The 13,191-nt window shown below is 39.6% G+C and carries 14 protein-coding genes and 1 pseudogene; 3 read left to right on the forward strand and 12 right to left on the reverse strand.

Going from position 1 to position 13,191, the window contains the following annotated elements:
* Positions 1-97: 97 nt before the first annotated feature.
* The 11 genes from MHH90_RS06755 to argF form a co-directional block, all read right to left on the reverse strand.
* The gene (locus tag MHH90_RS06755) at positions 98-934 is read right to left on the reverse strand and encodes an NAD(P)H-hydrate dehydratase (RefSeq protein WP_014608120.1); all 837 of its coding nucleotides are present in this window, start codon (positions 932-934) and stop codon (positions 98-100) included.
* 3 nt (positions 935-937) lie between these two features.
* The gene (locus MHH90_RS06760; protein WP_024009803.1) at positions 938-1,792 is read right to left on the reverse strand and encodes a bifunctional methylenetetrahydrofolate dehydrogenase/methenyltetrahydrofolate cyclohydrolase; all 855 of its coding nucleotides are present in this window, start codon (positions 1,790-1,792) and stop codon (positions 938-940) included.
* Between the two features lie 173 nt (positions 1,793-1,965).
* Entirely contained in the window at positions 1,966-2,157 is a 192-nt protein-coding gene (locus MHH90_RS06765; protein WP_011227003.1) for an alpha/beta fold hydrolase, read from the reverse strand.
* 247 nt (positions 2,158-2,404) lie between these two features.
* Positions 2,405-2,617: an alpha/beta fold hydrolase gene (locus MHH90_RS06770; protein ID WP_011680924.1), complete on the reverse strand. Its 213-nt coding sequence runs from the start codon at positions 2,615-2,617 to the stop codon at positions 2,405-2,407.
* A gap of 246 nt (positions 2,618-2,863) precedes the next feature.
* Positions 2,864-3,004 (reverse strand): FeoB-associated Cys-rich membrane protein, encoded by a 141-nt coding sequence (locus MHH90_RS06775; protein ID WP_002950212.1) that lies wholly within the window; start codon positions 3,002-3,004, stop codon positions 2,864-2,866.
* An 11-nt stretch (positions 3,005-3,015) separates the two neighbouring features.
* A complete protein-coding gene (gene feoB, locus MHH90_RS06780) occupies positions 3,016-5,154 on the reverse strand; it encodes a ferrous iron transport protein B (RefSeq protein ID WP_002946712.1) in 2,139 nt (712 codons plus the stop codon).
* Positions 5,151-5,627, reverse strand: coding sequence for a ferrous iron transport protein A (locus MHH90_RS06785; protein WP_340725859.1), 477 nt, complete (start codon positions 5,625-5,627; stop codon positions 5,151-5,153). The genes feoB and MHH90_RS06785 overlap by 4 nt, the downstream gene beginning before the upstream one ends.
* 173 nt (positions 5,628-5,800) lie before the next feature.
* Complete coding sequence (locus tag MHH90_RS06790) at positions 5,801-6,535, reverse strand: amino acid ABC transporter ATP-binding protein (RefSeq protein ID WP_002950207.1); 735 nt, start codon at positions 6,533-6,535, stop codon at positions 5,801-5,803.
* Complete coding sequence (locus tag MHH90_RS06795) at positions 6,535-7,215, reverse strand: amino acid ABC transporter permease (protein ID WP_014608117.1); 681 nt, start codon at positions 7,213-7,215, stop codon at positions 6,535-6,537. Before MHH90_RS06795 ends, MHH90_RS06790 begins: the two co-directional genes overlap by 1 nt.
* A 269-nt stretch (positions 7,216-7,484) precedes the next feature.
* Positions 7,485-7,715, reverse strand: coding sequence for a DUF1797 family protein (locus MHH90_RS06800; protein ID WP_011225686.1), 231 nt, complete (start codon positions 7,713-7,715; stop codon positions 7,485-7,487).
* A 68-nt stretch (positions 7,716-7,783) separates the two neighbouring features.
* Positions 7,784-8,764: an ornithine carbamoyltransferase gene (gene argF / locus MHH90_RS06805; RefSeq protein WP_014608116.1), complete on the reverse strand. Its 981-nt coding sequence runs from the start codon at positions 8,762-8,764 to the stop codon at positions 7,784-7,786.
* A 240-nt stretch (positions 8,765-9,004) separates the two neighbouring features.
* Here argF and MHH90_RS06810 point away from each other — a divergent pair, with 240 nt between their 5' ends.
* The 3 genes from MHH90_RS06810 to MHH90_RS06820 all read left to right on the forward strand — a co-directional run bounded on the left by MHH90_RS06810 (position 9,005) and on the right by MHH90_RS06820 (position 12,176).
* Positions 9,005-11,263 (forward strand): ATP-dependent Clp protease ATP-binding subunit, encoded by a 2,259-nt coding sequence (locus MHH90_RS06810; protein ID WP_167401453.1) that lies wholly within the window; start codon positions 9,005-9,007, stop codon positions 11,261-11,263.
* 142 nt (positions 11,264-11,405) lie between these two features.
* Entirely contained in the window at positions 11,406-11,864 is a 459-nt protein-coding gene (locus tag MHH90_RS06815) for an NUDIX hydrolase (protein WP_002947302.1), read from the forward strand.
* A 9-nt stretch (positions 11,865-11,873) separates the two neighbouring features.
* The gene (locus tag MHH90_RS06820) at positions 11,874-12,176 is read left to right on the forward strand and encodes a DUF1827 family protein (protein ID WP_011680916.1); all 303 of its coding nucleotides are present in this window, start codon (positions 11,874-11,876) and stop codon (positions 12,174-12,176) included.
* A gap of 40 nt (positions 12,177-12,216) precedes the next feature.
* On the opposite strand, the pseudogene MHH90_RS06825 reads toward MHH90_RS06820, so the two are convergent.
* Positions 12,217-13,179: pseudogene (locus tag MHH90_RS06825) on the reverse strand (Gfo/Idh/MocA family protein).
* Positions 13,180-13,191: the final 12 nt, after the last annotated feature.

Below are 13,191 nucleotides of genomic sequence, written 5' to 3' on the forward strand. Positions count from 1 at the left end.
GAATTTTATTATATTTTATCACAAATCATCTTCAGCAAACTTAAAAAAATATCGAAATTTAAAAAAACTTGCCTCAATTTGAGACATGTTTTCAGCTTTATAATGACAATTTTTTCATCCAGCTAGGAATAGCCTTGCTGATGCGAGTCGGCAAAACCACATAAGCATTTTCAGCGATATTATCCGCAATAGCTGAGTGGAGCCAAGTCGCAACGATGACCGCCTTGTAAGAGTCAGTTGAGGCAAATTGGGCAAGAAATCCAGCAACCATACCAGCCAAGGTATCTCCCATTCCACCCGTTGCCTGATAGGGCCCACCGACCTCTAAATGGGTTACTTCTGCTCCCTGATAAACAGCTGTCTTATGGCTCTTGGCAACTAGAATTGTTCCACTTTGGAACTCCTCTAAGGCTCTTTGAGTATTGGAAACCGACTGCTCTGAAATAGCTAAACCAGACAGTCTTTCCCATTCCTTTTGATGGGGAGTGAGTATAAGGTGACACTTTGGCAAGCTGCTCTGATTTTTCTTTGCCAAAAGGTTAAGAGCAGAACCATCAACAACCAAGTTCTGGTTTGACCTAATATTTGCCAAGACCAACTCCAAGGCCCAATCAGCTGTCTCCTCCTCACCTAGACCAGAGCCGATTAAAATAACATCTGCTGCTCTAAGGTTATCAAGAAATCTTTCAGTCTCCCTTAGGTCAAAGGCCATAGCTTCAGGAAGGTGAGCATGAAGAGCTATGATATTTTCACGATCTGTAGCAACTGTAACCAAGCCCGCACCACTGTTGACACAGGCAATAGCAGCCATAATGATGGCGCCACCATAAGGATAAAGTCCACCAACCAAAAGCACTCGACCATAAGAGCCCTTGTGAGACTCTCTCAATCTAGGTCTTATCACTTGCCTAACTAAGTCATCATCAACTTTCATAAGCTATCCTTTCAAACTACGAAGAGCAGCTTGATAGGTCTGTTCCATCAGCATGGTAATAGTCATAGGTCCTACACCTCCTGGGACAGGCGTGATCATGCTAACCTTCTCTTTCACTTGATCAAAATCAACATCACCACAGAGTTTACCTTCTTCATCGCGGTTGATTCCCACATCAATGACAACAGCACCCTCTTTGACAAATTCTTCTGTTACAAATTTTGCACGGCCAATAGCCACTATCAAAACGTCGGCCTTGTTACAAACTTTAGCCAAATGTGGCGTGCGTGAGTGGGTCAAAGTAACTGTGGCATTTTTTTCCAAGAGAAGCTGTGCCATAGGCTTACCTACAATATTACTGCGTCCAATGATAACTGCTGTCTTACCTTCCAATTCAACATTGTACTCACGGAGAATTTCCATAATTCCCGCTGGTGTACAAGGCACCATTTGAGGATGTCCATTCCAGAGGTTCCCTGTATTCATAGGATGGAAACCATCCACATCCTTTTTAGGATCAATAGCCAAAAGGATACGCATTTCATTAATATGATTTGGCAATGGCAATTGAACCAAAATCCCATGGAAAAGCGGATCCTGATTGTACTTTTCAATGACCTCAATCAGTTCTTCCTCGCTGATACTCTCAGAAAGATTGACCGTCTTACTATGGAAGCCAGCTTTTTTAGCAGCTCGTTCCTTATTACGCACATAAACTTGACTGGCAGGGTTTTCTCCAACCATAATTACCACTAGTCCTGGAACAGTCCATTCCTTTTCTTTTAGACGTGCTACCTTTTCTTGCAATTGCTCCTGCATGTTAACAGCTAGGGCCTTACCGTCCATTATAATCGCCATGGTGTTCTCCAATACATACTTTTTTTTCAATTATACCATAGGAAGGCCTCTTTGTGACTTAATTTTCAAAATTTTCAAAAAGACATTTAAGATGAAACACAAAAAGCTGGGAACTTGTCCCAACTTCGTCTGATTATTCTTCATAATTAATTTACAAAACCATTTTGCTGACTCTACCCCTCAATAACTCTTAAGGTCTTTTGCTGGAATTTACCACTTTCATACATGTGATCTGCACCCATTAGTGAAACAAGAACTGAGTCACGGTAGTTCTTAGCTGTTCTTCTAGCAATATTAGGATGAGTCATCTTATTCTTAGCCCCCGCAATCACAAGAACAAGACATGAAGTGTTACTAAAATCCACGTAAGCCGCCTTTCTCTTATCAAATCAATGAAGGGCCATCTGAGTGTAAACTTTACCCGACTCAGATACTAGTGTCGTAAAGACTTCTTCTTTCAAAGACTCCTCTTGCTCATTCATACAATACTTGAAAAAATTCTTTTTTATAAGGCGGAATGGCTTTTTTCCAAAAAAACCAACGTAAAAAGTGTTTGCCGAAACAAGCTAGCATGGTTGGATAAAAGGCAAAAATATTATCTGTCAGAGCTGGTCACATGAAAATCATACCATCAATCTCTATCTTTTTAGCAGCCATTTGTGCCACTAGAAAACCTAAAGAGTGTCCCAAAAGAAGCGGTGGCTGATTTAAACTTTCAATCAAAGCCACCAAATCATCTCGATAATCCTGCAAAGTTACGGTACCAACTTTATTCAGACAGTCTTGATATGGTAAGTCATGGTAACGAAAGCTAGGTGTATGCACCGTATACTCCATCTGACGGAGACCTGTCGCAAATTCTCTCTAGATATTACCAGCACATCAGGTCTCATGAATTAGGACAATCTCTCTGTTTAAACCCATTTCTTTCATTTCGCCTTTATTAAGTCACGCTAGATTCTTTCAATGTCATCATATCATACTTTCTCTTAGGCAACCTTTATACATTCCTCACAATTGTAAGAAGAAATGACCCCTTATCCAAATTAGAGATCATTTTCTTATATTCCATTAGTGATTAGCTTTATGCATTTCTTCTTTGACCGGGCAAGAGCACTCACAATCTCCACAAGATCCTTTTCCTTTAATATAGTAACGAATACCTAAACCAGTCAAAGCGAAAATAATAAAAGCAATGATAAATGTAGACATAACAACTTCTCCTAACTATTAGCTTCTTGAAGATTTTCCAAGGTAATAATCTTATCCTTAATTTGACGCGGTTTACGAACAACGAAGTAAATCATAGTCACTAAAAACAAGACTGCTACAAGTGTCCAAAGCGATATTGGATTACCATAAAGGAGAACTTGACCAAATTGATATAAAATCAAGCTGACACAATAAGCCAAACCTGTTTGAAAACCAATAGCTCCAACCGTCCATCTCAGATTAGCCATTTCACGCTTAATAGCCCCGATAGCTGCAAAACATGGTGCACAAAGTAGGTTAAAAATCAAGAAAGAATAAGCAGCTAGAGCTGAATAATCTGCTTGCAGAGCCGTAGCCAAACCAGCTTCACTACTGTTATGATAGAGAATCCCGAAGGTGGCAACAACTGTCTCCTTGGCTGCTAAACCTGCGAGAGCAGCAACTGTTGCCTGCCAATTCCCAAAGCCAAGAGGCTCAAAAATCCAGGACAAGCCTTTACCCAAAGTTGCTAAGATACTCACTTCCGTATCAACGTTCTGTAACATAAAGTTGTAGTTGGACATGAACCAAATCAGGACAGTCAAACTGAAAATAATTGTTCCCGCACGTTTAACAAAACTCATAGCCTTACCAAAAGCATAACGTAAGACTGATAGGACTTTTGGCCAGTGGTAAGCAGGTAATTCCATGATAAAAGGACTTGTCAAACCACCTAAAAAACTAGTCTTTTTGAGAGCGATACCTGATAAGATGATGGTAGCTATCCCAATAAAATAGGTACTTGGTGCCACAAAAGAATTACCAGGGAAGAAGGCCCCTGCAATTAAAGCAATAATTTCCAACTTGGCCGAACAAGGCATGAAGGTTGCTGTCATAATGGTAATCCGACGATCCCTTTCATTTTCAATAGTCCGGCTAGACATAACTGCTGGAACACCGCATCCTGTTGAAATCAGCATGGGAATAAAGGATTTTCCAGATAGTCCAAAACGACGGAAAATACGATCCATAACAAAGGCTATACGACTCATATAACCAATATCTTCAAGCACACCTAAACAGATAAATAGCACGAAGATTTGAGGAAGGAAACCAAGTACCGTCCCAATCCCAGCTACAATACCATCAACAATCAGAGACTTAAGCCAATCCTGAACTTGGAGATAATCAAGACCAGAAGATACCAAATCAGGAACATACTTACCAAAGAGGACATCATTAGCCCAGTCTGTCCACATGGTTCCAACGGTCTGGATAGATAAGAAGTAGACCAAATACATGACTACTGAAAAAATTGGCAAAGCCAAAATACGATTGGTAACAATCCTATCAATCTTATCCGACAAGGTTAAAGCGAAATCTTCTGTATGACTCTCAGCCATCTGACAAACACGCTCGATAAAAGCATAGCGCTCGTTAATGACAATTGACTCCGCATCTTCTGTGAAAATTTCTTCAGTGATACGAATGATATCTTCGATTTCTTTTCGTTGGAATTGGGACAAGTCTAGCTCAGCCTCAACTAAAGAATCCTGTTCAAAGAGTTTAATGGCATAAAAACGCGCAGACCTTTGTGGCACCGAATTTCCCAAGACTTCTAAAATTTGCGAAATGGCAGCTTCCAACCTATCATCGTATATTGGAAAGGCAAGGTCACCAACCGTAGAAGTCGTTGTATGAGCTGCCTTTTTCACTACCTGATCCACACCAGTTTGTTTGAGGGCACTGGTGGCCACTACTGGCACACCTAGATGGTAAGACAATTTATCTACATTAATCTTTTTTCCCTGACCATCCAAAACGTCAATCATATTGAGGGCAATAGTGACTGGAATACCCGTCTCAATTAACTGCGTTGTAAGATAAAGGTTACGCTCCAAATTTGTCGCATCAACCACATTTAAAATGCTGTCAGCCCTTTGGCTTAACAAATAATCACGCGCCACCTTTTCTTCAGGACTGTAGGGTGACATTGAGTAAATTCCTGGCAAATCTTGGATTTCTAAATCCTTATTCTTTTTGACCAGACCACTCTTTCGCTCAACAGTAACCCCTGGCCAGTTCCCAACACGCTGATTATGTCCTGTTATTAGGTTGAATAAACTGGTTTTACCACTATTAGGATTACCTATTAATGCAATTTCTGTCATTTTTCCTCTTCCTCGTCCAACATGACCACACTAATCATTTGCGCTTCTGACTTGCGTAAGGTTAATTCATATCCTCTCAAACTAATCTCTAGGGGGTCTCCCAAAGGTGCTACTTTACGCAACAAAACACGTGTACGCTTTGTAATTCCCATATCCATAAGACGTCGTTTGGTTTCATTTGCTGAGAAGATATTCGTAACTATGGCAGAATGTCCGACTGGTAGTTCAGAAAGAGGGATTTTTTTCTGGTCCTCCTCTGCAGGAGCCAAATCAATTTTATCCAGAATCGAAGCATCAAAGGCTAAGCGACTACCTTTAACAATAATAATAGCACTGTTCTTGGTCTTAGTTACCACCTCAATAGTTTCACCGGCAGCCAGCCCTAGGTTAGATAAATGCAAAAGACTATCCTTAGGGAGGTTAATGCCAAGAATTCGGTAAGGTGTTTTTAAGGCCGCATCATATATGAACATCTTTCTTTACCTACTTAATTAGTTTTGATATGACATCATTATAGCATATTTATCCATCTTTTCCGTAATATTATCCTAAACAAGAATTATTCTAGAAAAGAAAAAATACAAACAGAAAAAGACTGGAAAGCTTCCAGTCTTCACAGACAATGTTTATATGCTTAATAGATATCTTACAAAACCTTACTCAAGAAATCCTTAGTACGCTCTTCCTTGGTATTGTCGAAAATTTCTCGTGGCGTGCCTTCTTCGACAATAACACCGCCATCCATAAAGATGACACGGTCAGCTACCTCATAGGCAAAGCCCATTTCGTGGGTAACGATTGCCATTGTCATCCCTGATTTAGCGAGGTCTTTCATAACTGCAAGAACTTCACCAACCATTTCTGGGTCAAGGGCTGATGTGGGTTCGTCAAACAAGAGAACGTCTGGATCCATAGCCAAACCACGAGCAATCGCAATACGTTGTTGCTGACCACCTGATAGACTCGTTGGGTAGGCATCTGCCTTATCTTTCAACCCAACCTTTTCTAAAAGCTCCATAGCCTTAGCTTCAGCATCAGCTTTAGAAACACCCTTAGTTTTAATCGGTGACAAAGTGATGTTTTCTTTAACCGTCATATTCGGGAAGAGGTTGAACTGTTGGAAAACCATTCCCATCTTTTCACGCATTTTGAAAATATCGTTGCTCTTGTCTGTAATATCTACACCTTCAAAGGAAATCACCCCTTTTGTAGGCGTTTCAAGTAAGTTCATTGAGCGTAGGAAAGTTGATTTACCAGATCCTGAAGGACCAATGATAACCACTACTTCACCTTTTTTAATATCTAAATCAATCCCTTTGAGAACTTTGTTTTTACCAAAATACTTGTGGAGATTTTTAATCTCAATAATTGTTTCTGCCATTATTTACGTCCCTTCCCAAGTCGTTTTTCCATTTGTTTCAAAAGTGCAGTCATAGCCGTTGTCACAATCAAATAATAGAAGGCTGCGAACAAGAGTGGTGTCAAAGTCAAGTAGGTTGTCGTTGCAACAGTTTGTGCACCATTCCACAACTCCATAACCCCGATAGTTTGCAAGAGTGAACTATCCTTGATAATAGTGACAAACTCGTTACCCAAGGCAGGCAAGATATTTTTAATAGCTTGAGGCAAGACCACATAACGCATGGTATTCCATGGTCGGATACCAAGTGAGTAAGCTGCTTCAATCTGACCTTTAGGAATAGACTCAATACCTGCACGCACACTCTCAGAAATATAAGCACCACTGTTCAAAGAAAGGACGATAATACCTGGAACGATACGTGATAAATCAAGATTCAAAATCCCAAACTGAACAGTTGGAAGATTCATATGGATAAGGTTAAAAGCAATCATAATCTGTACAACCATAGGTGTTCCACGGAAAACCCAAACATAAAGGCTTACTAACCACTCCAATGGTTTGATTCCAGAACGTTTGGCCAAGGATACCAAGACACCAAGGATGGTTCCAAAGAAGACCACGCAGACTGAAATCATAATTGTTACTAAGACACCATAGTTAAAGTAAGACCAAAACTGTGGTAGAAATGAAAAATTCATCAAGATACTCCTTACTAATATTCTTCAATATTATATCAGAAGACTGTATAATAATAAAGTATTTTTCTTATAAATGCGATATTTCGGTATAAAAAATAATGATTGACATAGCAATCAAAAACTCTACGAAAACTTTTGAAGTGACTCCATTTTTTTTTGCAATTAAAACAAGCATAAACCGAAACTCTCGCCCTAAAAAAACACCTGAAACTATTGAGTCCCAGGCATTTTGAATTTTTGGACCCCTATCTGAGGATCCAAATTAATTATTAGTAAAGCAAATCGTAGATTTCCATTGCAATCAAGTCGATGCTATCAAATGAGTATGACTCGCGAGCTTCAACGTCACGCAATATGTACACTGGACCATTTTCAGGATCGTTACTAAATGATACTTCAGCAACAACTACTCCTTCACGTTCAAAATTACGTTTCGAATTACCACCATCAGCCGCCATCATTTCCAGACGGTTAATGATTCTCACCAAATGTGATTCCATGTTATCTCTCCTATAAATTGTGTATTTCCTACTTATTTTATCACACTTACGGGAAAAATGGGGGAATTTTAAATATTTTTCAAGGAATTGTACATAATAGCCTTGATTGAATGCATACGATTCTCAGCTTCTTGGAAGATGATTTCACTGTATTTATGAAATACTTCATCTGTAATTTCTAACTCAGCCAGACAATATTTTTCATAAATTTCTTGTCCGATTTGAGTATTAAGATCATGAAATGCTGGGAGACAATGCATAACGATGACATCTGGATTTTCGACCTTAGCAAGTAAGCCTACGTTAATTTGATAAGGCAATAGTAAATCTATCCTTGATTTAAAATCTACCTCTTCGCCCATAGAAACCCAGACATCAGTATAGAGTATATCCACTCCTTTAACCTCTGAGATATCATCTGAAATGGTTAAGTCAGCCCCATTATTATGTTTCTGAGCTAGCTCTACAATATCAGCCTCTGGCTGAAGTATTTCTGGCGAAATAATCTTAACATTAACGCCCAAGATAGCCGATGTCACCAAGAGAGAATTAGCAATATTGTTACGACCATCTCCAATATAAGCAATGGTCAAGTCCTCTAGACTACCAAAGTGCTCCTTCAAGGTCATGAAATCCGCAATCATCTGAGTTGGATGCCAAGTATCTGTCAAACCGTTCCAAACCGGAACACCAGAGTACTTAGCCAAGTCCTCAACATCCTCTTGTTTAAAACCACGGTACTCGATTCCATCAAACATAGAACCAAGGACCTTGGCCGTATCAACAACCGATTCCTTCTTACCCAGCTGAATGTCTCCAGCACCAAGATAGGTTACATTCATTCCTAGATCCTGACCAGCCACAGTGAAGGCTGAACGGGTTCTTGTCGATGTTTTTTCAAAAATCAATGCAATATTTAAACTATCTAAATATTTATGCGGAATTCTATTTTTCTTTAACTGTTTAAATTTTATAGATAAATCAATCAACTCCTCTAGTTCCTGTTTAGTAAAGTCGATTTCTTTCAAGAAGGATTTAGTTTGTATCATAGGTATCTCTCTTTCATTCTGAATAATATAAAATATTATATTATATTTATGTATTTTTAACAAGTAATTTTGTATTAAAATTCATTTTTAGCAATCGTGTTCCTCAAGTACCAAAAATAGATGCTTTTTACTTGCAATATAACTACTGCATGCTATAATAGAATCATAGATTTGACCTTTTTTGACCAATATATTTTCAAATAAAGGTCTTTCCCAACTCAGATAGAAAGAGGTACTGATATGCTCTGCCAAAACTGTAACCTTAATGAAGCTAGTATCCATTTGTATACCAACGTAAATGGTAATCAGCAACAAGTTGACCTCTGTCAACATTGTTATAAAATCATAAAATCTGATCCAGAGAACCCCCTTAACCAATTCAATCAAGCAGGAGGTTCCAACTTCTTCGACGATTTCTTCAGTGACCTAAACAACTTCCGTTCTTCTAACGGAGACCTTCCTAATACACCTCCAACACAAGAGGGAGGTAACCGTGGAAACGGTGGTCCAGGCCGTCCTGGAGGACCACGTCAACAATCCCCTCAACAACCTCAAGGCCTTCTCGAAGAATTTGGAATTAATATCACAGATATTGCTCGTCGTGGAGACATTGATCCTGTCATTGGTCGTGACGAAGAAATCATTCGCGTCATCGAAATTCTGAACCGCCGTACCAAGAACAATCCTGTTCTTATCGGTGAACCTGGTGTTGGTAAGACCGCAGTAGTCGAAGGACTTGCCCAAAAAATCGTTGATGGAGATGTGCCACAAAAACTCCAAAGCAAGCAAGTTATCCGTCTTGATGTTGTAAGCCTAGTTCAAGGGACTGGTATCCGCGGCCAGTTCGAAGAACGCATGCAAAAGCTCATGGAGGAAATCCGCCAACGTCAGGATGTTATCCTCTTTATTGATGAAATCCATGAAATTGTAGGAGCTGGTAATACTGGGGACGGCAATATGGATGCTGGAAACATCTTAAAACCTGCACTTGCCCGTGGAGAGCTTCAACTTGTTGGAGCAACAACACTCAACGAATACCGTATCATTGAGAAAGATGCGGCACTCGAACGTCGTATGCAACCTGTTAAGGTAGATGAGCCAACAGTTGAGGAAACAATCACAATTTTGCGTGGTATCCAGCCTAAATATCAAGACTACCACCATGTCAAATACACTGATGAAGCCATTACTGCAGCTGCAGAATTATCCAACCGCTACATTCAGGACCGTTTCTTGCCAGACAAGGCCATCGACCTTCTCGATGAATCTGGCTCTAAGATGAATTTAACCCTCAACTTTATCGATCCTAAGGACCTCGATAAACGTTTGATTGAAGCTGAGAATCTTAAAGCTCAGGCTACTCGTGACGAAGACTTTGAAAAAGCTGCTTATTTCCGTGACCAAATTGCTAAATACAAGGAAATGCAACAGCAAACCATCAAAGATCAAGATATGCCTATCATTACTGAAAAACATATCGAAGCCATTGTCGAGCAAAAAACCAATATTCCTATCGGTGATTTAAAAGAAAAAGAACAATCTCAACTTCTCAACCTCGCCGATGACCTTAAGGCGCATGTTATTGGCCAAGATGCCGCAGTTGATAAGATTGCCAAAGCTATCCGCCGTAATCGTGTTGGACTTGGTGCACCAAACCGCCCAATTGGTAGCTTCCTATTTGTAGGCCCTACAGGAGTCGGTAAAACTGAGCTCTCTAAACAGTTAGCCATCGAGCTCTTTGGTTCATCTGATAGTATGATTCGTTTTGACATGTCAGAATACATGGAAAAACACGCTGTTGCTAAATTGGTCGGTGCTCCTCCAGGCTATGTTGGTTACGACGAAGCTGGGCAATTAACCGAAAAGGTCCGCCGTAACCCTTATTCACTCATTCTCCTTGATGAGGTTGAAAAAGCTCACCCAGATGTGCTTCACATGTTCCTTCAGGTACTTGATGATGGTCGTCTGACTGATGGTCAAGGGAGAACTGTAAGTTTCAAAGATACCATCATCATCATGACTTCAAATGCTGGTACTGGTAAAGTGGAAGCAAGTGTAGGTTTTGGAGCTGCTCGTGAGAATCGTACCAATTCTGTTATCAACCACCTCGGAGATTTCTTCAGTCCTGAATTCATGAACCGTTTTGACGGTATTATCGAGTTCTCTGCCCTAAGCAAGGAAAATCTCCTTACTATCGTGGACCTTATGCTTGATGGCGTCAACCAACGCTTGGCAAACAACGGTATCCACCTCAGTGTGACTGATAAAGTTAAGGACAAACTGGTTGACCTTGGTTATGATCCTAAGATGGGTGCTCGACCATTGCGTCGTACAATCCAAGACCACATCGAAGATGCCATTACAGACTTCTACCTTAAAAATCCAAATGAAAAAGATCTCAAGGCTGTAATGACTTCAAAGGGACACATCACCATTAAATCTGCTAAAAAAACTGAAAAAACTTCTCAGAAAACTGAAGCATTAAAAGAAGTCAACTAAGGAAAGAAACCAAGTCGAATGACTTGGTTTTTTATACTTTTACATTTTCTCTTTGTAAAATTATCCCTAATTCTGCCTAAATCAATAGGAAAATGAGGAGTTTTTTAGTATAATGTAGGAAAATAAACCTAAGGAGCAACTCATGAATCCAACATTTGGTGACAAGGTTGAGGAAGCTCATTATCAAACACGTTACGGTGTTTATGCTGTAATTCCTAACCAAGACAAGACAAAGATCATTTTAGTGCAGGCTCCTAATGAAGCTTGGTTTCTCCCAGGCGGAGAAATCGAAGCAGGTGAGAATCACTTTAGTGCCTTAAAACGCGAGTTAATTGAAGAAATTGGGTACACAGCCACTTTAGGTCAGTACTATGGACAAGCTGACGAATACTTTTATTCAAGCCATCGTGACACATACTACTACAATCCAGCCTACATTTATGAAGTTGTAGATTTTTCAGAGATTGGAAAGCCCCTTGAAGATTTCAACAACCTGGCATGGTTTCCAATTGATGAAGCAATTGCCAAGCTAAAACGTGGTAGCCATAAATGGGGAATCGAACAATGGAAAGAAAGCAATACACTAATTGCCAAATCCTAGGAGGAAACTATGAAACTCATTAATACAACCTGGACCCATCAAAAACTAGTTAACAATCAACTCGATAATACAGATGCCTTTCTTGTAGAGACATACTCTGCTGGAAATACAGATGTTGTCTTTACACAAGCACCGAAACATTACGAACTTCTAATCTCAAATAAACACCGTGCTGTTAAGGACAACGAATTAGAAGTTATCCGTGAATTCTTCCTCAAACGAAAAATTGACAAAGACATCGTTTTGATGGACAAACTAAGAACAGTACACACAGATAAATTAATTGAGATCTCATTCCCAACAACTGTATAAATTCAAAAAGAAGCCGTAGCCAACCGCCACAGCTTCTTTTTTATAAGACTTTAGAAGCTTGGTCCAAGACTTCCATAACCTGGCGGCTATGCTTCAACTGCTTGGCAACACTTTCAAAATCCATTGTCGCAATCATTTTTTCAAAAACTACAAATTCATCATACATACGATGGTTTGGGTTATTAAGATTAGTCACAATCTCTTCTTGACCATTAAGAGTAAGATCAATTTCAGGAAGGGTGTTGGTTACACCAAAAATGGTAATAGCTCCCTTATCACCTTGAATAGTTGAGCGAATTTCAGCACTACAGTCCTTTGCTCCAATGGCAGCAGCCTTAAAGTTACCATAGTCCAAAACTAAAATTCCTGAAGTATCTACTCCTCGCTCTACATTCGGTAGATATTCCACACGATTAGGATTTCCAAAAAGACCAACAAGAAGATGAATATTATAGATATTAAGATCTCTAAGCGCTCCACCACCAATTTCAGGATTGAAGGCAGGAGCAATTTCTCATCGCTTAAAGGCATCGTAACGTGACGAATATTGGGAATAATTGATGTTGACAATTTTGATATCACCAATTTCAGATAAGGAGTACTTGATAACTTTAAAATTTTCCAAATATTGATTTGTTATTGCTTCTATCAAGAGAAGCTCTTTTTCTTAAGCAAGCTTAATCAGCTCTTCGAACTCTTCCAAATGCAGGGTAAAAGGTCTCTCACAGATGACATGCTTGCCAGCCAGAAGTGCTTGCTTGGCATAATCATAGTGAGTATGATTAGGTGTTCCAACATAAATGGTGTCAACATCTGGATTGGACAAGATGGCTTCATAATCACTTGTCGCCTGAGTTAGACCATATTGTTTGGCTAAAGTTTCAGCCTTATCAAGTGATTGTGGTGTCGACATTATAGCCTTCAGCTCAATGTCCTCAATAGTCGTTAACACAGGAAGGACCTCTGTAACAATCATTCCTGTACCTAATAGTGCGAGTTTCATTAAACTACCTCC

The organism is Streptococcus sp. FSL E2-3488, from assembly GCF_038003585.1.
Lineage (GTDB): Bacteria > Bacillota > Bacilli > Lactobacillales > Streptococcaceae > Streptococcus > Streptococcus thermophilus.

What these genes read in the sequence shown, in the direction of transcription:
- MHH90_RS06755 (WP_014608120.1), bottom strand. Translation starts at nt 934, where the DNA reads ATGAAAGTTGATGATGACTTAGTTAGGCAAGTGATAAGACCTAGATTG.
- MHH90_RS06760 (WP_024009803.1), bottom strand. Translation starts at nt 1,792, where the DNA reads ATGGCGATTATAATGGACGGTAAGGCCCTAGCTGTTAACATGCAGGAG.
- MHH90_RS06775 (WP_002950212.1), bottom strand. Translation starts at nt 3,004, where the DNA reads ATGTCTACATTTATCATTGCTTTTATTATTTTCGCTTTGACTGGTTTA.
- feoB (WP_002946712.1), bottom strand. Translation starts at nt 5,154, where the DNA reads ATGACAGAAATTGCATTAATAGGTAATCCTAATAGTGGTAAAACCAGT.
- MHH90_RS06785 (WP_340725859.1), bottom strand. Translation starts at nt 5,627, where the DNA reads ATGTTCATATATGATGCGGCCTTAAAAACACCTTACCGAATTCTTGGC.
- MHH90_RS06790 (WP_002950207.1), bottom strand. Translation starts at nt 6,535, where the DNA reads ATGGCAGAAACAATTATTGAGATTAAAAATCTCCACAAGTATTTTGGT.
- MHH90_RS06795 (WP_014608117.1), bottom strand. Translation starts at nt 7,215, where the DNA reads ATGAATTTTTCATTTCTACCACAGTTTTGGTCTTACTTTAACTATGGT.
- MHH90_RS06800 (WP_011225686.1), bottom strand. Translation starts at nt 7,715, where the DNA reads ATGGAATCACATTTGGTGAGAATCATTAACCGTCTGGAAATGATGGCG.
- argF (WP_014608116.1), bottom strand. Translation starts at nt 8,764, where the DNA reads ATGATACAAACTAAATCCTTCTTGAAAGAAATCGACTTTACTAAACAG.
- MHH90_RS06810 (WP_167401453.1), top strand. Translation starts at nt 9,005, where the DNA reads ATGCTCTGCCAAAACTGTAACCTTAATGAAGCTAGTATCCATTTGTAT.
- MHH90_RS06815 (WP_002947302.1), top strand. Translation starts at nt 11,406, where the DNA reads ATGAATCCAACATTTGGTGACAAGGTTGAGGAAGCTCATTATCAAACA.
- MHH90_RS06820 (WP_011680916.1), top strand. Translation starts at nt 11,874, where the DNA reads ATGAAACTCATTAATACAACCTGGACCCATCAAAAACTAGTTAACAAT.